This window comes from Streptomyces sp. CMB-StM0423, from assembly GCF_002847285.1.
In the GTDB taxonomy this organism is placed as follows: domain Bacteria; phylum Actinomycetota; class Actinomycetes; order Streptomycetales; family Streptomycetaceae; genus Streptomyces.
In genome coordinates, this window is the sequence record NZ_CP025407.1 from 510,253 (window position 1) to 530,929 (window position 20,677).

The 20,677-nt window shown below is 74.3% G+C and carries 16 protein-coding genes; 3 read left to right on the forward strand and 13 right to left on the reverse strand.

Annotation, left to right across the window (positions count from 1 at the left end; all coding sequences use genetic code 11):
- Window positions 1–27 precede the first annotated feature (27 nt).
- Both CXR04_RS02270 and CXR04_RS02275 read right to left on the reverse strand, forming a co-directional pair.
- On the reverse strand, window positions 28–513 hold the full coding sequence (locus tag CXR04_RS02270; protein WP_101420226.1) for a hypothetical protein: 486 nt from the start codon (window positions 511–513) through the stop codon (window positions 28–30).
- Between the two features lie 95 nt (window positions 514–608).
- On the reverse strand, window positions 609–1,694 hold the full coding sequence (locus tag CXR04_RS02275) for an ATP-dependent DNA ligase (RefSeq protein ID WP_101420227.1): 1,086 nt from the start codon (window positions 1,692–1,694) through the stop codon (window positions 609–611).
- A gap of 49 nt (window positions 1,695–1,743) precedes the next feature.
- Here CXR04_RS02275 and ligD point away from each other — a divergent pair, with 49 nt between their 5' ends.
- Both ligD and CXR04_RS02285 read left to right on the forward strand, forming a co-directional pair.
- Complete coding sequence (ligD, locus tag CXR04_RS02280; protein ID WP_101420228.1) at window positions 1,744–2,754, forward strand: non-homologous end-joining DNA ligase; 1,011 nt, start codon at window positions 1,744–1,746, stop codon at window positions 2,752–2,754.
- Between the two features lie 92 nt (window positions 2,755–2,846).
- The gene (locus tag CXR04_RS02285; RefSeq protein WP_101420229.1) at window positions 2,847–3,752 is read left to right on the forward strand and encodes a Gfo/Idh/MocA family protein; all 906 of its coding nucleotides are present in this window, start codon (window positions 2,847–2,849) and stop codon (window positions 3,750–3,752) included.
- Window positions 3,753–3,778: 26 nt separating this feature from the next.
- Here CXR04_RS02285 and CXR04_RS34715 read toward each other — a convergent pair whose 3' ends face one another.
- A complete protein-coding gene (locus tag CXR04_RS34715; RefSeq protein WP_159072251.1) occupies window positions 3,779–3,922 on the reverse strand; it encodes a hypothetical protein in 144 nt (47 codons plus the stop codon).
- Between the two features lie 240 nt (window positions 3,923–4,162).
- Between CXR04_RS34715 and CXR04_RS02290 the strand changes: the two genes are divergently transcribed.
- Window positions 4,163–5,197, forward strand: a complete 1,035-nt coding sequence (locus CXR04_RS02290; RefSeq protein ID WP_101420230.1) for a hypothetical protein — start codon at window positions 4,163–4,165, stop codon at window positions 5,195–5,197.
- 22 nt (window positions 5,198–5,219) lie between these two features.
- Here CXR04_RS02290 and CXR04_RS02295 read toward each other — a convergent pair whose 3' ends face one another.
- The 10 genes from CXR04_RS02295 to CXR04_RS02340 form a co-directional block, all read right to left on the reverse strand.
- On the reverse strand, window positions 5,220–6,389 hold the full coding sequence (locus CXR04_RS02295; RefSeq protein ID WP_101420231.1) for a sensor histidine kinase: 1,170 nt from the start codon (window positions 6,387–6,389) through the stop codon (window positions 5,220–5,222).
- Window positions 6,370–7,023: a response regulator transcription factor gene (locus tag CXR04_RS02300; RefSeq protein WP_101420232.1), complete on the reverse strand. Its 654-nt coding sequence runs from the start codon at window positions 7,021–7,023 to the stop codon at window positions 6,370–6,372. The genes CXR04_RS02295 and CXR04_RS02300 overlap by 20 nt, the downstream gene beginning before the upstream one ends.
- Window positions 7,024–7,242: 219 nt before the next feature.
- A complete protein-coding gene (locus CXR04_RS02305; RefSeq protein ID WP_101420233.1) occupies window positions 7,243–8,499 on the reverse strand; it encodes an ABC transporter permease in 1,257 nt (418 codons plus the stop codon).
- The gene (locus CXR04_RS02310) at window positions 8,496–9,224 is read right to left on the reverse strand and encodes an ABC transporter ATP-binding protein (protein ID WP_101420234.1); all 729 of its coding nucleotides are present in this window, start codon (window positions 9,222–9,224) and stop codon (window positions 8,496–8,498) included. Before CXR04_RS02310 ends, CXR04_RS02305 begins: the two co-directional genes overlap by 4 nt.
- The gene (locus tag CXR04_RS02315; protein ID WP_101420235.1) at window positions 9,221–10,603 is read right to left on the reverse strand and encodes a peptidoglycan-binding domain-containing protein; all 1,383 of its coding nucleotides are present in this window, start codon (window positions 10,601–10,603) and stop codon (window positions 9,221–9,223) included. Before CXR04_RS02315 ends, CXR04_RS02310 begins: the two co-directional genes overlap by 4 nt.
- On the reverse strand, window positions 10,600–11,142 hold the full coding sequence (locus CXR04_RS02320) for a hypothetical protein (protein ID WP_101420236.1): 543 nt from the start codon (window positions 11,140–11,142) through the stop codon (window positions 10,600–10,602). The genes CXR04_RS02315 and CXR04_RS02320 overlap by 4 nt, the downstream gene beginning before the upstream one ends.
- Window positions 11,143–11,296: 154 nt before the next feature.
- On the reverse strand, window positions 11,297–11,569 hold the full coding sequence (locus tag CXR04_RS02325) for a ferredoxin (RefSeq protein ID WP_234379998.1): 273 nt from the start codon (window positions 11,567–11,569) through the stop codon (window positions 11,297–11,299).
- 25 nt (window positions 11,570–11,594) lie between these two features.
- Window positions 11,595–12,809: a cytochrome P450 gene (locus CXR04_RS02330; protein WP_101420237.1), complete on the reverse strand. Its 1,215-nt coding sequence runs from the start codon at window positions 12,807–12,809 to the stop codon at window positions 11,595–11,597.
- An 8-nt stretch (window positions 12,810–12,817) separates the two neighbouring features.
- The gene (locus tag CXR04_RS02335) at window positions 12,818–13,981 is read right to left on the reverse strand and encodes a cytochrome P450 (protein ID WP_101420238.1); all 1,164 of its coding nucleotides are present in this window, start codon (window positions 13,979–13,981) and stop codon (window positions 12,818–12,820) included.
- 130 nt (window positions 13,982–14,111) lie between these two features.
- Entirely contained in the window at window positions 14,112–20,666 is a 6,555-nt protein-coding gene (locus tag CXR04_RS02340; RefSeq protein ID WP_234379999.1) for an amino acid adenylation domain-containing protein, read from the reverse strand.
- Window positions 20,667–20,677 lie beyond the last annotated feature (11 nt).

Here is a 20,677-nt window from a genome sequence, read left to right on the forward strand (position 1 = left end):
CGGGCCGCGGGGTCCGGAAGGGGGGCGTCAGCCCCCGGGACGGATCCTCGCGATCCGGGTGACGCGGCGGACGCTCCACTCGAAGCCGCCGCGGCACACCACCGCGTGCCGCTCGTCGGTCACCACGCCCTGGGTGCTGATGCGCGCGCGGTCCGCGGTGCCGGCAAGGACGGGGCGCAGCACCTGGACGGCGGACGAGCTGAGCTTGCAGGAGGCGATGAGCCGGCCGCGGGCGGGCGCCAGGTACTCGAACGAGGCGGAGGCGCCGAGCGGCAGCACGCCGTCCAGTTCGCCGGGCGCGTCGCCGGCGGAGAGGATCGCCGCCAGCGCGGCGGCGTCGACGAGAGTGGCGAGGCCGCTGGAGTGCAGCGAGCCGATGACGTTCCCGAGCACACCGGGAGCCTCGACGGCGACCTCGGCGGCACCGTCGATGGCGCGCAGCACCGTGAGTCCTGCGGTGCGGTGGGCCGGAACGGGCTCTAACAGCGAGCGCGCCAGGGCGGTGGCATCCATGGAGACATGGTGCCGGGGGCCGGCGAAGGCGGCGGGTCCGCCAGGCCAACTCCGGCTGACCGATAGGTTCCGTACAGCCGCCGGGAGGCGGCCGCTCACTCCTCCTTGCGGGTGGCCAGCACCTCGTGCAGGTCGTACTTGACCGGCTCCTCCAACTGCTCGTAGGTGCAGCTCTCCGGCGTACGGTCCGGGCGCCAGCGGCGGAACTGCGCGGTGTGCCGGAAGCGGGCCCCGTTCTCCATGTGGTCGTACGCGACCTCCAGCACCCGCTCAGGACGCAGCGGCACCCACGACAGGTCCTTCTGCCCGCTCCACCGGCTCGGCGCCCCCGGCAGCCGCGCCGACTCGTGCGCCTCCTCCTTCGCCCAGTCGGCCCACGGGTGCGTCGCCTGCTCCTCGGGCGTCTCCATCCGCAGCGGCGCCAGCTCCTCGACCAGCTCGGCCCGCCGCTTCATCGGGAACGCCGCGCACACCCCCACGTGCTGGAGCACGCCCTTGTCGTCGTTGATGCCGAGCAGCAGGGAGCCGATGACCGGCCCCGACTTGTGCCAGCGGAAGCCGGCGAGCACCACGTCTGCCGTGCGCTCGTGCTTGACCTTGACGAGCACCCGCTCGTTCTGCCGGTACGGCAGATCGGTCGGCTTGGCGATTATTCCGTCGAGCCCGGCGCCCTCGTACTGCTCGAACCACTCCCCCGCGACCGCCAGGTCCGTCGTCGCGGGCGCGATGTGCACAGGCGCACGGGCATCTGCCAGCGCGCGCAGCAGCGCCGCGCGCCGCTCGGACTGCGCGGTGTCCAGCAGCGAGTCGTCCCCGAGCGCCAGCAGGTCGAACGCGACGAAGCTCGCCGGCGTCTGCCCGGCGAGCATCCGCACCCGCGAGTCCGCGGGGTGGATGCGCTCGGTGAGGGCGTCGAAGTCGAGCCGGTCGCCGCGCACGATCACGATCTCGCCGTCCACGACGCACCGCTCGGGCAGGTTGGCCCTCAGCGCCTCGACCAGCTCGGGGAAGTAGCGGGTGAGCGGCTTGCCGGTACGGCTGCCGATCTCGACCTCGGCGCCGTCCCGGAAGACGATGGCGCGGAAGCCGTCCCACTTCGCCTCGTAGAGCATCCCGGGCGGGAGCTTCTTCTGCGGCTTGGCGAGCATCGGCTTCACGGGGGGCATCACCGGCAGATCCATGTGCGCAACGGTAAGGCGGGATTCGGACATCCGCCCTACCGTTACGCACATGGGTGCAGCGATTCAGCTCCAGGCGGGCGACAGAACAGTGCGGCTGTCCAGCCCCGACCGGGTCTTCTTCCCGGCGAAGGGCTACACGAAGCTCGACCTCGCGCGGTACTACGTCGCCGTCGGCGACGGCATCGTACGGGCGCTGCGGGACCGGCCGACGACCCTCGAGCGCTATCCCGAGGGGATAAGCGGTGAGTCGTTCTTCCAGAAGCGCGCGCCGAAGAACACGCCCGACTGGATCCCCACCGCCCGCATCACCTTCCCCAGCGGCCGGTACGCCGACGAGATGTGCCCCACAGAACCGGCGGCGGTCGTCTGGGCGGCGCAGTACGGCACGCTGACGTTCCACCCCTGGCCGGTGCGGCGCGGCGACACCGAACACCCCGACGAGCTGCGCATCGACCTCGACCCGCAGCCCGGCACGGACTACGCCGACGCCGTGCGCGCCGCGCACGAGATGCGTGCCGTCCTCGGCGAACACGGGCTCACCGGCTGGCCGAAGACCTCCGGCGGCCGCGGGATGCACCTGTTCGTGCCGATCGCGCCGCGCTGGACCTTCGTGGAGGTGCGCCGCGCGGTGATCGCCGCCGGACGGGAGCTGGAGCGGCGGATGCCGGAGCAGGTCACCACCGCGTGGTGGAAGGAGGAGCGCGGCGAGAAGGTCTTCGTCGACTACAACCAGATGGCCCGCGACCGCACCATCGCCTCCGCCTACTCCGTGCGGCCGCACCCGCACGCGCCCGTCTCGGCGCCGCTGCGCTGGGAGGAGGTGGACGACGCCGAGCCGGACGACTTCGACCTGGTGACCATGCCGAAACGCTTCGCCGAGGTCGGCGACGTGCACGCGGACATGGACGACCACGCCTTCGACATCACCTCGCTGCTTGAGCTGTCCGCGCGGCATGAGCGGGACCACGGCCACGGCGACATGCCCTACCCGCCCGACCACCCGAAGATGGCGGGCGAACCGAAGCGCGTGCAGCCCAGCAGGGCGCGGCCGGAGGAGTGACCGCGGGCGCGGGACGGGCGGCCGATGCCGTGCGGTGGCCCGAGCACGGGCCGCCCGACCTGCGGCGTACGGCGTGATCGTAGACTCGGCGCATGCGATTCGGACTCCTCGGCACCGGCCCCTGGGCGGAGCGGGCGCACGGCCCAGGACTGCAGGCACACCCGCGGGCGGAGATCGCCGGCGTGTGGGGCCGGCGTCCTGAGGCGGCCCGTGCGCTCGCCGACCGCTTCTCCACCCGCGCGTACGAGGACGTGGACGCCCTCTTCGCCGACTGCGACGCGGTGGCCGTGGCGCTGCCGCCCGACGTGCAGGCGCCGCTCGCCGAGCGGGCCGCCGCGGCGGGCTGCCACCTGCTGCTGGACAAGCCCGTCGCCACCGAAGCGGCCGCCGCCAGGCGGGTGGTGGCCGCGGTGGAGCGCGCCGGAGTGGCGTCCGTGGTCTTCTTCACGCTGCGCTTCCGCGACGAGACCGCCGGCTGGCTGGCCGAGCGGGCCGGCGAGGAGGGCTGGCTGGTGGGCCGCGCCGACTGGCTCTCGCCGGTCTTCGCGGGCGCCGACAGCCCGTACGCGGCCTCGCCCTGGCGCGGCGACAAGGGCGCGCTGTGGGACGTCGGGCCGCACGCGCTGTCGATGCTGCTGCCGGTCCTCGGCGACGTGGACCCGGCGGTGCCCGGTGCCGTCACCTCCGCGCGCGGCCCGGGCGACACCGTCCACCTCACCCTGCGGCACGCCTCGGGCGCGTCCAGCACCTGCACCCTGAGCCACACCATCCCGCCGCAGGCGTCCGGCGTCACCGTGCAACTGCACGGCACGCCGGGCGTGCAGACGGCGCCGGACCGGGACGACGACGGGCCCGTGCCCGCGTTCGTACGGGCCGTGGACGCGCTGCTGGAGGCGGCCGAGAGCGGCCGCCCCGACCCCCGCGACGTCCACCTCGGGCTGCGCGTGACCGAGATCCTGGCCGCGGCCGAGGAAAGGCTGCCGACCGCCGGCGGCTGATCCTGCGCCGGCCGGCGCCGCCCCGGTCACCGGATCCTACGACGCCGAAGGGCCGTGGCCCCCGCCTGGGTGAGCCGGCCGGTCTCCTCGTACGTGAGCAGGCCGCGCAGCACCACGTACCCGAAGGCGCGGAAGTGCTCGATCTGCTGGTGGCTGAACAACGACGTCACGACGTCGTCTCCTCTCGTCTCGATGGCAGGTCGTCTCGCACATCGGACGGGAGGAGGGCCACGGGCCCGTCAGCGTCAACCGAATCCGGTTCGCATGGCGCCCACCGTAGCCACGCGGCCCCGCCGTCCGCCACGGCGTTTGCCCGTCCGCGGCGTTCGGGGGCAGGCGCGTACGGCACCGGGCCAGTGCCTAGACTCGCCCCGACCACTGATCTTGACCGCATCGGGGGGTTTGCGCCCATGGGCACGAAGAAGACCGCCATATCCACCGCCGCCGCAGGACTGACCGCACTGCTGCTGGCCACGGGATGCAGCGGCGGTTCGGACGACGACGGGGAAGGCGCCGGCGACGAGAGGGCCCAGCCCCGCCCGGTGATCAGCGAGGGCCAGGCCCGCAAGGTGCTGGAGCGCTACGTCGAGACCAACAACGCGGCCAACGCCGCCCTGGACCGCAAGGCGCTCGGCGAGGTCGAGGGCGGCGCGCTGTACCAGCAGAGCCAGGCGCAGTACCGGCAGTTCCCCACGTACGAGAAGAAGTACCAGTCGCTCTACAAGAAGCCGTTCCGCTACCGCGCCGACGAGGCCCGGTACTACCTACCGGCCCGCGGCGACTGGTACATGGTCGACGCCCCGGTGGAGGGCCCGGGTTACGACGAGGGCGACCGCAGCCTGCTGGTCTTCCAGCGCGCCGGCGGCGGCACCTGGAAGAACGTCGCGTCCGTCGGCATCCAGGGCCGGATCCCCGAGGTCGCCCGCGGCGACGGCGGCCTGCCCACCGTGCTGCCCGCCGACACCGAGGTGGGCGCCACCGCGCTCGACGGCCTGGACGACGCGGTCAACGACCTCTATGTCTCGGGCGGCAAGAAGGACGGCAAGGTCCTCGCGGACAGCGAGGTGCGCAGGAACATGGTCAAGGACCACTCCACCCGGCGGGACTGGATCAGGCCCGAGCACGACGGCTACTTCGAGACCGAATTCGAGTCCGAGAACCGCAAGTGGGACGACGCGTACAAGCCCGCCTTCCCCGACGTCTACGCGCTCCGCACGGCCGACGGCGGCGCGCTGACCGTCTTCAACTCGTACGACGCGCGCGTGGACTTCGCCATCCGGCCGGGCTTCCACATCATCCCGGGGGATGCCACCAGCCTGTACGTCAAGGAGAAGGAGCCGCTGGGCGTACGCGAGTACTACGCGGTGCAGAACGCGGCCCACGTACCCGACAAGGGCAAGGTCCAACAGCTCGGCGGCGAGGTCGAGATGATCGGCGCGAGCTGACCGCCCTCCTCCCCCGTTCCGCTCACCAGTCCGCCGGGTCCGGCGGCGGGAACTCCACCGTCACCGCGAGCCCGCCCTCAGGACCCGGCACCGTGGTCACCTCCGCGCGGTGCGCGGCGGCGACGGCGCCGACGATGGACAGCCCCAGGCCGTAGCCGCCGCCGGCCGACCGCGGCTGCAGCCGCTGGAACGGCTCGTACAGGTCGGGGATGCGCTCCGCGGGGATCCGCGGGCCGCTGTTGACCACCCGCAGCATCGGATAGCCCGTCTCCCTGACGTCCGTGGCCACCCGGACCCAGCCGCCGGGCGGGGTGTAACGCAGCGCGTTCTCCACCAGGTTGCCGGCGAGGCGGGCGATGAGCCGTTCGTCGCCCGAGGCGACCGCGGGGCACAGCGAGGAGTGCAGGTCCTGTGTGCCGGGCGCGGCCCGGGTGCGGTCGCGCAGCACCTCCCGTACCACCCGGGCGAGGTCGACGGGCTCGGCGGCGACCAGCCCGCTCTGGCTGCCGGCCAGCGTCAGCAGCGCCTCGATCAGCCGCTCCTGCTCCTCCCCCGCGGCGACGACCCGCTCGCACACGGCACGCAGCGACGCCGCGTCCGCGCCGGGGCGGGAGAGCGCCACCTCGACCATCGCGCGCTGGAGCGTCAGCGGTGTGCGCAGTTCGTGTGAGGCGTTGGCGACGAACCGGCGCTGGGCCTCGAACGCGGCGTCGAGCCGGGACAGCAGCCCGTCGAAGGTGTCGCCGAGGTCCTTCAGCTCGTCGTCGGGGCCCGCTATGGCCAGCCGGGCGTGCAGGTTGTGCTCGGAGATCCGCCGGGCGCGGCCCGCCATGATCCGCACCGGCCGCAGCACCCGGCCGGCCATCACCCAGCCCAGGGCGACGGAGACGGCGGTCATCAGGGCGAGCGCGATGCCGGACTGCGCGAGCAGGGCCTGCAGCGCGGCCTCGTGGCGCTCGGTGGCCACGTGCTGGATGTCGGGGTCGCTCCCGCCGCCGGCCTGGGTGGAGTCGAACCTGACGAGGACGCCCTTGGTGGCGTTGCCCCGGGCGACGAGCGCGTACGTGATGGCGAGCAGCGCGACGCCGGAGACCAGGAAGAGCGCGCCGTACAGCAGCGTCAGCCGGAGCCGGACGGTCCAGCGGAGCCGGCGGCCGGCGCGGCGGGCGGGGTCAGATGCGGTATCCGGCATGGGGGACGGTCTCGATCACCGGAGGGTCGCCGAGCTTGCGGCGCAGCCTGCTGACGGTGACCTTCACGGCGTTGGTGAACGGGTCCGCGGCGCCGTCCCAGGCCCGTTCGAGGAGTTCCTCGGCGGAGACCACGGCGCCCTGCGCGGACAGCAGCAGCTCCAGCACCGCGAGTTCCTTGCGGGACAGGTCGAGCCGGCGGCCGCCGCGGCTGGCGAGGTGCTGCGCGGGGACGAGGGTCAGGTCGCCGCGGGTGAGGACCGGCGGCACGGCGTTCGACGGGCGCCGGCCGAGGGCGCGGATGCGGGCGATCAGCTCGGCGAACGCGAAGGGCTTGGTCAGGTAGTCGTCGGCGCCGAGGCCGAGGCCGTCGACCCGGTCGGCGACGGTGGTGGAGGCGGTGAGCATCAGCACCCGGGTGCGGCTGCCGTGCCGGGTCAGCGCCCGGCACACCTCGTCGCCGTGCAGCCGGGGCAGGTCGCGGTCCAGCACGATCACGTCGTACTCACTGCTCGTGGCACGGTCGATGGCCTCCTGGCCGTCGTACGCGAGGTCCGTGTCCATACCGTCCTCGCGCAGTCCGGTGGCGACGGTATCGGCCAGCTCCCGGTGGTCCTCCACGATCAGCACACGCATGCCGTCAGGGTGCCGGAGACCGCGTAAACCCCCGGTAACAGACGAGGTCACGGGGCTGGACGGCCGGGAGGCGGCTCGCCGGCCGGACGGTCGGCGGCCGGGCGTACGCCGAGGCGGAGCCCCCACTGCTCGGGGGGACAGCAGGGGCACCGCGGTCTGCGTGGGCGTGCCGCGTATCGACGCACCGTCCGAACTCCCCGGGGCCGGTGCACCGGTACCTCAGGTGGTGGCCAGCGCCTCGGTGGGAGGCAGCCGGGCGGCGCGCACCGCCGGGTAGAACCCGGCGAGGCCGCCGATGAGGAGCGTCGCGCCGATGCCGCCGGCCATCGCCCATATCGGCACCACCGTCGCCCAGTCCTGGGACGTGGCGTAGCCGACGGTCACGCCGATGCCCAGGACCACGCCGCCGAGGCCGCCGAGCGCGGACAGCAGCAGCGCCTCGCAGAGGAACTGGCTGCGGATCTGGCCGCGGGTGGCGCCCAGCGAGCGGCGCAGGCCGATCTCGGAGCGGCGTTCGAGCACGGAGATGACCATGGTGTTGGCCACGCCCACGCCGCCGACGATCAGCGCCACCCCGCCGAGTCCCAGCAGCAGGCCGCTGAGGGTCTCGTCGGTGGCCTCCTTGGCCGCCAGGGCGTCGGAGGGGCGGGAGACGGTGGCCTCGTTGGGGTTCTCCGGGTTGGCGGTGGCGCCGAGGACCGACTGCACGTCCGCGACGGCGGACTCGTCGGTGCGGGTGTAGATCGTCGTGGGGGTGCCGGCGAAGCCCAGCTCGTCCTCGGCGACGTCCCAGCCGACCAGCGCGGCCGAGTCCAGCTCGGGCACCAGCTCGTTGTACGCGGTGAGGCCCACGACCGTGAACCACCGACCGCCCAGCCACACCTGCGAGTCGGGCCCCGCCTCGTAGACCCCGAGCTGCTCGGCGGCCTTGGGGCCGAGGACCACCGCGGGGTAGCGGCTGTTCGCCTCGTTCAGCCAGCGGCCGTCGGTGATCCGCAGCCCGACGGACTCCGGCAGGTCGATGCGGGCCGCGCTGACGCTGAGGCCGCCGGTCTGCTCTTCCGGGATCCGGTCGTTGCGGAAGACGTTGGCGTCGACGCGTCCGACGGCGGAGACCTTCTCGACGTCCGGGATGGCCCCGATCATGCCCACGGACTCCGCCGGCAGGCTGGCCTCGGAGCCCGAGAACGACTGCCCGGGGGTGACGGTGAGGAGGTTGGTGCCCAGCGCGTTCAGCCGGCGGTCCAGATCCTCCGTGGAGGAGGTGGAGATGCCGACGACGCCGATCATCGCGGCGATGCCGATGGCGATCCCGAGCGCGGAGAGGAACACCCGCATGGGGCGCGAGCGCAGCCCCGAGCCCCCGACCCGCAGCATGTCCGCCGGGGTCATCCGGGCGGGCTTCGGCGGGGTGGGCGGCGGCGGTACGGGCGGCTGCGCGCGGTCGAGCTCCGCCGTCGCGTGCGGCGCGGTCATCGGACGGCCTCCTGGGAGAGCCGGGCGGCCGGGAGGGCCGCGGCGGTGGCGGAGTCGTGCTCGATGCTGCCGTCCTTGAGGCGGACCTCGCGGGGCAGGGAGGCGGCGATGTCGCGGTCGTGGGTGATGACGACGACGGTGGTGCCGGCCTCGTGGAGCTGGTGCAGCAGCTCCATCACGACCGCCCCGGAGCGGGAGTCGAGCGCGCCGGTGGGCTCGTCGGCGAGCAGCAGGGGCGGGTCGCCGAGGACCGCGCGGGCGATGGCGACGCGCTGCTTCTCGCCGCCGGAGAGCTGGTGCGGTTCGTGGTAGAGGCGGTGGCCGAGGCCCACGCGGCGCATGGCCCGCTCGGCGAGGCGGCGCCGTTCGGCGCGGGTCCGGCCGCTGTAGAGCAGCCCGTCGGCGACGTTGTCGAGCGCCGGGACGCCGGGGGCGAGGTGGAACTGCTGGAAGACGAAGCCGATGGTGCCCGCCCGCAGAGCCGACAGCTCCCGGTCGCTGAGCCGGTCGATGTCGTGGCCGTCGATGCGGACGGTGCCCGCGGACGGGCGGTCGAGCGTCCCCATGATGTTGAGCATGGTGGACTTGCCCGAGCCGGAGGGGCCGACGACCGCCAGCAGCTCGCCGCGCCGGATGACGACGTCGGCGGAGCGGAGGGCGGCGACGTCCCCGTACGTCTTGGTGACCCCGGTCAGCTCGACCACCGGATGGGACGGGACGGTCACTTCGGAACCCCCACGGACATGCCTTCTTCGATGCCGTCGCCGGTGATCTCGACCAGCCCGTTGGCGAACATGCCCAGCTCGACGGGGACGGACTCCGTGCTGCCGCCCGCGGTGACCTTCTGCACCGCGTAGCCGCCGCCCTGCCGGGCGACCAGCGCGTTCACGGGCACCGCGAGCACGTCCTCGCGGGTGTCCGCCTTGAGCACCACGTCGACGGGCGCGGCCTGGTACCGGCCGAGCTTGTCCTGCTGGCTCACGGTCAACTGCAGGGGCAGCGTGGACTCCTGGTCCTCCTCGCCCTGGCCGCCGGCGTCGCCGGAGCCGGAGCCCGAGGCGGCGGGCGGGGTGCCGATGTCGGTCACCTTGCCGTCCACGGTGGTGCCGTTGGGCAGTTCGATCTCGGCCTTGGTGCCGACCCGTACGAGGTCCTCGAACTGCGCGTCCAGCTCCACGGAGACGACCCGCTCGGTGCCGGTCCAGTCGAGGACCGCGCCCTCGGCCTTGGCGCCGGGCCAGGTCTGCAGCGCGGCGACCCGCCGGGCGCTCTCCGCGGTCACGGCGTCACCGGCCCCGACGACGCCGGTCTGCTCCCGGCCCATGTCCTCCTGCCAGGCGGAGACCGCGTCCGCGGTGTCCGAGCTGTACGTCTCGTCGACGGTGAACCCGGTGTAGCCGAGCTTGTCGAGGTTGCGCTCCAGCAGTTCGACGTCGCCGCCCTCGCTGCCGTCCGACAGCGTGCGGTACAGCGGGGTGTCGCCGTAGAACAGCGGGACCTTCTCGCCGTCGACGCTGTAGACGGTGTCGCCGCGCTTGATCGTGGAGCCCTCGTTGGGCGTCCAGGTGACGATCCCGGCGCCCGTGTCCGCGGCATCGGCGCCGGAACCGGCCGCGGTTCCGCCGCCGCCGGCCGGCTGGCCGGTGCCGGGGTCCGCGCCGGGGTCGGCGCCGCCGGCCGCCGAAGCGATGGCCTCGACCGTGGACACGTCGCCGTAGCCCAGGGTGCCGTCCACGGTCTCGCTGCTGGTGAGCGTCGTACGTTTCACCTGGGCCGTCGCGGCCGGTCCCGACGGGCCGGCGGCGGGCTCTTCCGAGTCCTCGCCGCCGAGCGCGCCGGTGGCGGCGAGGCCCGCCGCCGCGGCGACGCCGATCGCGATCACCACGACCAGCGCCATCCGCAGCCTGCGGCTCTTGCGCGCCGGCTCGGGGCCGCTCGGCGCGCCGTCGCCTTCGGCGGGCGGGGCCGCGGTGGCGAGTTCGCCGCCGGACCCGTCCGCCTCGGGGCCGCCGCCCGCGGTGAGCGGCCCGGGCGGGCGGACTTCCAGCGCGCCCGGTGGCCGTTCCCGCAGGTTCAGCTCCTCCGTCTCCTCACGGCTGGTCACTGCGGGCCCCCGCCGATCCGCATCCCGCCGCCGGGGTACTTGTCCTGGCATGCCTGCCGGGCGGGCTCGAACGTCGTCGGGTCGGCGGCACCCATGTCGACGACCATGCTGTTGCCCTCGATCTCCGGGTCGGGGAAGTCGGGCACGCCGTTCTGGCGGATGCACTCGGCCCACTCCGCGACCTTCTCGGAGTCCAGCGGTTCGCCGCCGTTGGGGCCGCCCTGGCGCTGCGGCTGCTTGTCGCGGCAGGCTTCCTCCGCGGCCTTGAACTCGGCGGACTCCGGGTCGAAGCCGCCCTGGTTGAACATGACGCCGCCGGTGTCCTGCACCGGGTCCTTGAACTCCGGCACCCCGTTGTCACGCATGCACTGCGCGTACTCGACCGCCTGGTCGAACGGGCTGCCCGGAGAGGCGGACGTGCCGCCGTCGGAGGAGGCGGCCTCGGAATCGTCGGAGCACCCCGCCAGCACGACGCTGACGACGAGTGCGGACGAGGCGAGCAGGGTCTGCGCGAATGCGCGTTTGCGTGTGGTGAACATGGGCCCAAGTTCTACGCGAGCGCCGGTCACAGGGCGGATACAGAACGTCGCCGGCGAAGTTCACCGGCGGTGGCTTTCATGAGAATTCGATGAATGGTGTTCTGTCGGCGGTGCTCAGCGCGCCGCAAGGACGCGCTTTATCCTCAGAAGAACTTCAGGCAACACTGCCCGAACCGGTAGTCCAGTCGGCTCTTTCGGCGCCGGCGGCGCCGTCGGAGCCCTCCCTCCCGGCGCCGTCGTGCAGCGAGATGGCCCGCCCGGGGCACCGGCCGGCGGCCGCGCGTACGGACCTGGCGAGCGCGGGCCCTGGGTGCGCGGTGGTGAGCAGCACCTTGCCGTCGTCCTCGGACTGGTCGAAGACCGCGGGCACATGCATCATGCACAGCCCGGACCCCACGCACCTGGTGCGGTCGACCCGTACCTCCATCGTCGTCTCCTCCCCCGGCCGCCGGTCACCAGACGACCGGCAGCCGCTCCAGGCCGTAGGCGGTCGTGTGCAGCCGGAACGGCACCTCCGCGGCCGGCGCGGCGAGGCGCAGGTGCGGGAAGCGGTGCAGCAGCGCCGTATAGCCGATGCCGAGTTCCATGCGGGCGAGCGCGGCGCCCAGGCAGTGGTGGATGCCGTGGCCGAAGGCGAGGTGGGCGGCGGGCTCGCGGGCGGGGTCGAAGCGGTCGGCGTCCGTGGTCAGGGCCGGGTCGCGGTTGGCCGTCGGCAGGGAGACGACGACGTGTTCGCCCGCCCTGACGAGCTGTCCGCCGACGGTGACGTCCTCCAGGGCGGTGCGGGGCGTGGGCGCGTGCGGCACGGTCAGGTAGCGCAGCAGTTCGTCGACGGTACGGTCCACGGCCCCCGGGTCCGCGCGGATCTCCGCGAGCCGGTCGGGGTGTTCGAGCAGCACCAGGGTGCCGAGGCTCAGCATCCCGGAGATGTTGTCGAGGCCGGCGAGCATCAGGAGCACGCAGACGCCGCGGAGTTCCTTGTCGGTGACGTCGGTTCCGTGGTCCCGTACGAGCATGCCGAGGAAGCCGTCGCCCGGGTCCCGGCGCTGCCCGGCGACCAGGGCGGCGAGGTAGCGCGAGAAGGCGGCGCCGGCGGCGGCCCGGGCCTGCCGGCCGCGGCCCTGGTCCAGGTGGTGACGGGCGCGGCGCAGGAACGCGTCGCGGTCGTCGCGGGGAACGCCGATCAGCTCGCAGAGCACCGCGCCTGATACGGGGGTGGCGAACTGTTCCACGAGGTCGGCGGGCGGTCCCGCGCGTTCCACGGCGTCGAGGCGGTCGGCGACGATCTCCTCGATCCGCGGGCGGAGGCGGCGGATCCGGCGGACGGTGAACTCCGGGGTGAGCATCTTCCTGAGCCGGGTGTGCTCGGGCGGGTCGTAGTCCATGAGCTGCCCGATCATGTCGTCCGGGCGGTAGTCGTCGGGGTACGTCCCGTCCGCGCGCGCCGCGCGGCCGAAGCGGCGGCGGGTGGAGAACCGGACGTGGTCGCCGAGGACTTGGCGTACCTCGTCGTATCCGGTGACCAGCCAGACGTACTCCTCGCCGGCGCCGGGGCCGACGTCGATCCTGGTGACGGGCCGTGCCGCGGCGATGGCGCGCAGCTCGGCGGCGGGGTCGAAGCGCGTTCTGCGGGTGTAGGCGGGCGCGGGCCCGGGGCGGCGTGGCATCGGATCCCCTACCAGGTGACGGGCAGCGCTTCGACGCCGTAGTTGGGCGCGAGCGTCCGGTAGCGCAGCTCTTCCGGCGGTACGGCCAGGCGCAGCCCGGGGAAGCGGTGCAGCAGCCGCGGGAGCGCGATCCTGAGCTGCACGCGGGTCAGCGGGGCGCCGAGGCAGTAGTGGATGCCGTGGCCGAAGGCCATGTGGGACGTGACCTCCCGGGTGATGTCGAAGCCGTCGTGGCCGGCGCCGTCCCTGGCCGCGCGGTTGACGGCGAGCAGCGAGCAGACCACGACGTCGCCCTTCTTGATCACCGCGTCGCCCACGGGCACGTCGGCGAGGGCGGTGCGCGGCGAGGAGGTGGCGATCACGGAGACGTACCGCAGCAGTTCCTCCACCGCGCGGTCGGTCAGCTCCGGCTTCTCCAGCAGCAGCGCGAGCTGGTCGGGGTGGCCGAGCAGCAGCATCGTGCCGAGGCCGAGGGTGCCGGCGACGTTCTCGTATCCCGCGGCCATCAGCGAGGTGCCGATGCCGGTCAGCTCGGTGTCGCTGACGTCGTCGCCGTGCTCGCGGATCAGCATGCCGAGCAGGTCGTCGCCGGGGTCGCGGCGCTTGCGCGCGACGAGCTGGCTCATGTAGCCGACGTACGCCTTTCCGGCGGTCATCTGCTGTTTGCGGCTGCGGTTGCCGGCCCGGCTGATGTCGAGGTTGCGGGCCAGCTCCGCCTGGTCGTCGCGGGGCACGCCCAGCAGCGCGCAACTGACCAGCCCGGGGATGGGCCAGGCGAAGTGGCGCATGAAGTCGGCGGGCCGGCCGGCGCGTTCGAGGGCGTCGAGGCGTTCGGCGACGATCTCCTCGATGAAGGGCTCCAGCCTGCGCATCCGCCGGTTGGTGAACTCGGGGGTGAGCATCTGGCGCAGCCGCGTGTGGTCCGGCGGGTCGTACTGCAGGAGGTTGCCCTCCTGGATCTGGCGCCGCCGGTCCTCCTCGGTGTCGGCGGGCGGCATGGTGCTGAAGCGGCCCGCGTCGCCGAGGATCTGGCGCACCTCGGCCTGGCCGGTGGCGACCCAGTCGCGCGGGGTTTCGAGCAGCGGCGTCTCCCGGCTCAACCGGCGCAGCTCGGGCAGGGGTTCGAGACCGTCCCTGCGGTTGTGTACGGGAATCTCGGGTGACTTGGCCATGCGCGCGCTCCTTCTCCCTGAATTCGTGCGTCTTTTCTGCACGCCGCCGGGCCCGAGGGCGCGCTTTTCCGGGCCGCACCGCGGGATACGGAATCCGGGTTGCCGGATTCCGTATCCCGCAATGCAACGCTCATTTCTCCGGGGCCCCGCCGGAAATGCCCAGCCGCCCGGCGAGAATGCGGCCGATGTGCGCCGCGGGTGCGGATTTCAGCATTCCGAAGTGGTTGGCCTCGATCTCGTGCGGTTCGACGTTTCCGGCGACGTACGGCTTCCAGCTCTCGACCGCGTCGGCGACGGGGAGCCCCGCCGGGCGGTCCTCGGTGGCGGCGAAGAGCAGCAGGTCGCCCGTCGTACGGCGCGGGGTGTGCTCGGGGGCGAACCCGGCCGAGTTCCGCATGACCTGCTCCATCCGCGAGCGCAGCCGGCCGCTGACCCCGGGCACCGCGGCTTCGTCACCGCCGGGGCCGAGGAGCCGTCCCTGCGGCACGGAGGTGGCGGCGGCGCGGCCGGCGGCGTCCTCGTTGGAGAACAACGAAGTGCCGGCCCCGCCGTCGGGGTACGCGTCCAGCAGCGCGAGCAGTTCCACCCGCTCGCCCTGCTCCTCCAGCCGGGCCGCGACCGCCTGCGCGAGCATGCCGCCGAAGGACCAGCCGAGCAGGTGGTACGGGCCCTCCGGCTGCACGGTCCGCATCTCGTCGGCGTAGTCGGCGGCCATCTCGGCGACGCTCTTGGGCATCGGCTCGGGCCCGGCGAGGCCGCGCGCCTGGATGCCGTACACCGGCCGGTCCGGCGGGAGATGAGGCACGAGGACCGCGTAGCTCCAGGCGAGGCCGGTGGCGGAGTGCACGCAGAACAGCGGCGCGCCGCTGCCTTCCTTGCGCAGCGGGAGCAGCACGCCGAGGTCGCCGCCGCCCTCGGGGCGGCGGGCCTGCGCGAGCGCCGCGTCGTGCTCCTCCGCCTGCCGGTCGCGTACGGTCAGCAGCCCCGCGGTGCTCCACCTGGCGCGCTCGCCGGTGCGCAGCATCCGCTCCCCCGCCGGGCCGTACGGGCAGGCGACGAAGTGCTCGCCGGTGAGGCGGGTGCTGCCGTGGTAGCCGCGGGCGAGGGTGGCTCCGGCGACGTACAGGTCGCCGACGGCGCCGGGCGGGACGGGGCGCAGCCGGTCGTCGAGGACGTAGGCGCGGGTGCGGGGCCGCAGGCTGCCGGTGGGCACCTCGGCAGGGAGGGGTGCGCCGGGGGCGGTGCGGTGGTGCAGCCAGGTTCCCGCGGTGCCGGCCGGGCCGTAGCCGGTGACCAGAGCGGCGTCCGGGTGCCGGGCGCGCCATTCGCGGGCGTCGACGTCGGAGGCGGCGGCGCCGTCCTCGATGACGGTGACCTCCGCGAACGACGGGTCGCCCGCGGGCAGTTCGGCCAGGGTCCACAGCAGGTCGCGGGTGGTGAGCGCGCGGCGGGCGGCGCGGGGGTCGGGCTTGCCGAGCAGGACGCTCTCACCGGCGCAGAGCGCGCGGAGCAGCGGGGTCACCACGGCCTCGACGGGGGCGCGCTCGTCCAGGGTCAGGTGCCGCGCGCCCTCGTCGGCCGCGGCTGCTGCGGCTGCGTCTCCGGCCTCGTCGGCTCCGTCCGCGAGGTGGCTGACCAGCGAGCGGTGCTCGACCACGACGCCCGCGGGCACGCCGTGCGGCGTCGTGGCGTCCAGCAGCAGCGCGGCGTGGCCGGGCCGCGGCGGCGCGGTGCCCGTCTCGGCGGGGCCCGGTCCCGCGTACGTGCCGCGGGCGGCGGCCAGGACGGGGTTGCCGAGCGGGACGACCGTCATCGCGTGGTCGGCGGGCAGCAGTCCTGCGGTGGTCGCGGTGCAGATCAGCGCGCCGGGCCGGTGGCCGCGCAGCGGCGCGAGCGCCTGCAACGGCCGGTCGGGGCCGGTGAACAGGCAGGCGGCGCCGGCCTTGAGTACGCCGAGCAGCGCGACGGCCAGCCGGGCGCCCAGCGGCAGTGCCACGGCGACGACGTCCTCCGCACCGACGCCGCGGGCGGCCAGCCGGCGGGCGAGCATCCCGGAGGCGGTGTCCAGCGCCCCGTACGTCAGCGCGCCGTCCTGGTCGGTGACGGCGACGGCGTCCGGGGTGCGGGCCGCCCGGTCGGCGAGGAGGCCGACGACGGTGGTGTCCGGCAGCGGCGCCGCGGTGTCGTTCCACTCCCGTACGAGCCGGTGGTGCTCGGCCGGGTCGAGCAGCACGTCGACGTCGCCGAGGCGCACGTCGGGGTCGTCCGCGACCTGCCGGAGCACGCGCACCAGGCGGCGGGCGAGGGCGGCGGCGGTGCCGGCGTCGAACAGCTCGGCGGCGTAGCGCAGGTGGCCGTCGAGGCCGTCCCCCGAACCGTCGGCGGAATACCACTCGCTGAGGCTCACCGACAGGTCCAGCTCGGACGCGGCGGGGCCGAGGTCGAGGCGGCCGGTGCTCAGCCCCGGCAGCTCGGAGGTGTCCTCCTCGTCGGTGGTGCCGTCGCGCACGTCGAGCACGACCTGCACGACGGGGTGCCGCGCCGCGGACGGCGGCAGCTCCAGCACGTCGACCAGGCGTTCGAACGGCAGGTCCTGGTGGCGGCGCGCTTCGAGGTTCGCCTCCCGTACGCGGCCGAGGAGTTCGCGGAAGGTGGGGTCCCCCGAGGTGTCGGTGCGCAGTGCGACCGGGCCGGCGAAGGGGCCCACCACGCCCTCCAGCGCGCCCTCCTCGTCCCGCCGCGGCAGCAGCGCGCCCACGGTGACGTCGGTGCCCGCGCCCAGCCGGGTGAGCAGCAGCGCAAGCGCCGCCTGCACGACGGTGAACGCGCCTTCGCCGGCCTCGTCCAGCTCCGTCAGCCGCTCGTGCACGTCGCCCTCGACGCGCAGCGGCACCTGCCCGGTGCGGTGCGCCGCGAGCTGGGGCCGCGGCCGGTCGGCGGGCAGCCGCAGCTCCGGGGCGAGCCCGGCGAGGGTGTCCTTCCAGTACGCGAGTTGGTCGCTGATCAGGCTCTCCGGGTCGTCCTCGCCGGCGAGGAGTTCGCGCTCCCAGAGGGCGTAGTCGGCGAACTGCAGCGGCAGCGGCGCGCGTTCGGGCGTACGCCCCTCGCGGCGCGCCCCGTACGCCGCCGACAGGTCGCGCAGCATGACATCGAGCGACTCGTCGTCGGCGGCGATGCGGTGCACGACGAGGAGCAGCACGTGCTCCGTCTCCGACAGGGCGAACAGCGTCTGTGTCCACGGCAGTTCGCGGGTGAGGTCGAAGGAGTGCGCGGCGCGGTCCGCGAGCAGCTCCGGCAGCTCCGCTTCGGTCGCGGGGACCACCTCCGGCGCGGGCCGGGCGGCGGCCGCGCCGAGGACGTGCTGCCGCAGGTCGGCGCCGCCTTCGGCAGCGAAGGTGGTGCGCAGCGTGTCATGGCGGGCCGCGACGTCGCCGAGTGCCGCGCCGAGCGCGTCGCGGTCCAGCTCGCCGGTGAGGCGCAGCGCGACGGAGGTGCGGTACGCGGCGGAGTCCTCGGCGAGCCGGGACATCAGCCACGTGCGCACCTGGCCCGCGGACGCCGGCACCTCGTCGGGGTGCTCGACGGCGCGCAGCGCGGGGCGGGTCCTGGACGCCAGCATCCGCGTCACGCCCACGGGGGTGGGGGCGCCGAAGAACTGCCGCATGTTCAGCTCGGCGCCGAAATCCTCCCGGATCCGCCCGGCGAGGCGCATCGCGAGGCCGGAGTCGCCGCCGAGGTCGAAGAAGCTGTCGTCGGCGCCGACCCGTTCGACGCCGAGGACGTCGGCGAAGAGCACGCACAGTGCCTCCTCGGTCTCGCCCTCGGGCGCGCGGCCGGTGGCGCGCTCGGCGAAGTCCGGGGCGGGCAGGGCGGCGCGGTCGAGCTTGCCGCTGGGCGTCAGCGGCAGGCTTTCGAGCGCGAGCACGGCGGCGGGCACCATGTGCGCGGGCAGCCGGGCGGCGGTGTGTGTGCGCACCGCGTCGATGTCCGCCTCCGGGCCCCCGGGGACGACGTAGGCGACGAGGCGCTTGTCGCCGGGGCGGTCCTCGCGTACGACGACGGCCGCGCGGGACACGTCGGGATGGGCGGCGAGGACGGCCTCGATCTCGCCCGGTTCGATGCGGAAGCCGCGGATCTTGACCTGCTCGTCGGCGCGGCCGCGGAAGGCCAGTTGCCCGTCGGTCGTCCAGGCGGCGAGGTCGCCGGAGCGGTACATGCGCGCGCCGGGCTCGAAGGGGCAGGCGACGAAGCGCCCGGCGGTGAGCCCGCCGCGGCCGATGTAGCCACGGGCCAGGCCAGGGCCCGCGATGTACACCTCGCCGGTGACGCCCTGCGGCACGGGCCGGAGGAAGTCGTCCAGTACGTAGGTGCGGGTGTTGCCGATCGGGCGGCCGATGGCGGGCGGCGGGCCGGCGGGGGTGATGTCCGCGTCGAGGGGGGTGGCGGTGGTGATGACGGTGGCCTCGGTCGGGCCGTACGTGTTCCACACCTTCGCCTGCCGCGTCCAGCGGGACGCCAGGTCGGCCGTCAGCAGTTCGGCGCCCAGCACCCAGTTCCGTACGCCCGTGACCGCGGCCGGGTCGAGAACGCTCATCAGCGACGGCACCACGCTGGCCACGGACACCCCGGCGCTACGGACCATCTCCGCCAGCGCCGCGGGCTCCACCCGCTCCTCCTCGGAGGCGAGGGCCAGCGTGCCGCCGGCGGCGAGGGTGACGGCGACGTCGAGGACGGCGGCGTCGAAGCTGAACGACGCGAACTGCAGCGCCGTCACACCCTCCGCCACCCCCAGCACCGGCCGCATCGCCTCGGCCAGGTTCGCCGGGCCGCGGTGGGGCACCGCGACGCCCTTGGGGCGGCCCGTGGAGCCGGAGGTGTAGATCACGTACGCGAGCTGCCCCGGCTCCAGCACCGTGCCCAGCGGCTCCACCGGCTCCGCCGCGATCTCCCCCGCGGCCTCGTCCAGCCGCACCGCGCCCTCGGGCGCCAGGTCTCCGGTGCTCAGCACCACGTGCGCGCCGCTGTCGGAGGCCATGAACGCCAGGCGCTCGGCCGGATAGGCGGGGTCGAGCGGCACGTACGCGCCCCCGGCCTTCCACACCGCGAGCATCGCCGCGATCATGCCGGCCCCGCGCGGCAGGCACAGCCCCACCCGGGACTCCCGGCGCACTCCGAGCCGCTGGAGATACCGCGCCAGCCGGTTGGCCCGGGCATCCAGCTCCCCGTACGACAGCTCCTCCGCACCGCACCGCACGGCAACCGCCTCCGGCGACCGCCGCGCCCGCTCCTCGAACCGGTCCAGCACCGACCCCGAAGGCACCGCCAGCTCCGTCGCGTTCCACCCCGACACGACCGGCGCCCGCTCCCCGGCCGCCAGCACGTCCACGTCCCCCACCCGCACCGTCGGGTCCGCCACCACCTGCTCCAGCACCCGCACCACCCGCTGGAAGATCGCCGTGGCCGCGGCGCGGTCGAACAGGTCTGGCCGGTAGTCGAGTTTGCAGCGCAACCGGTCCCCGGCCGGGGTCACGACGAGCGTCAGCGGGTAGTGCGCCGCGTCCCGGGACATGCCCGACGGGCGGATGGTCAGCTCCTCCGGCCCGGCCGCCCCGGCGGGCGGCGGGGGGAAGCTCTCGTAGAGCACCAGCGTGTCGAAGACCGCGCCGGGGCCCGCGAGGCGCTGCACCTCCGGCAGCCCGAGGTGCTGGTGCGTCATCAGCTCCGACTGGCGCCGCTGGAGGTCGGCCAGCAGCTCCGTCACCGGCTGCGCGCCGTCGAGCCGTACGCGCACCGGCAGGGTGTTGAGCAGCAGGCCCACCATCGACTCGACGCCCGCCAGCTCCGCGGGCCGTCCGGCGGCGGTGGCGCCGAAGACGACGTCCGTGCGGCGCGCCAGCCGGGCCAGGACGAGCGACCAGGCGCCCTGCACCACGGTGTTGAGGGTCAGGCCCCGGGCGCCGGCCAGGTCCCGCAGGCCCGTCGTGACGTCCTCGGGGACGTCACCGAAGACGTGCTCGGGGAAGACGGCCGCGCGCGTCGGGTCGGCGGGGACGACGAGCGTCGGCTCGTCGGCTCCCGCCAGCGCCGCCCGCCAGGCGGCCCGCGCCGCGTCCTTGTCCTGGCGGCCCAGCCACGCCAGGTACTGGCCGTACGAGGGCACTCTCCTCAGCCGCGAGGCGTCGCCCCCGGCCGCGTAGACGGCGGACAGCTCGGTGAGCAGGACGGGCATCGACCAGCCGTCCATGAGGATGTGGTGGAACGTCATCACCAGCCGGTGCCGTTCCTCCCCGAGGCGGACGAGGAGGAAGCGCATCAGCGGCGCGCTCGCCAGGTCGATCCGCTCGGCGAGGCGGCGCGCCGTGAGCCGGTCCAGCTCGGCCCTCGCGTCGTCCTCGGTGAGCCCCGACAGGTCCTCCTCCCGCCACGGCAGCTCCACGTCGCGCGCGATGACCTGCACCATCTTCGCTCCGCTGACCTGCCGGAAGCAGGCGCGCAGCGCGGCGTGCCGGGCGAGGAGCGCCTGCCACGACGCGCGCAGCCGGGCGGGGTCCAGCGGTCCTTCGATGTCCAGGGCGGACTGCACGGTGTAGACGTCGGGTCCGGTGCCGGCGAGCGCCGCGTGGAAGAGCATGCCTTCCTGCAGCGGCGACAGCGGCCACACGTCCTCGACCAGGGATCGGCTCATCGCACTCTCCT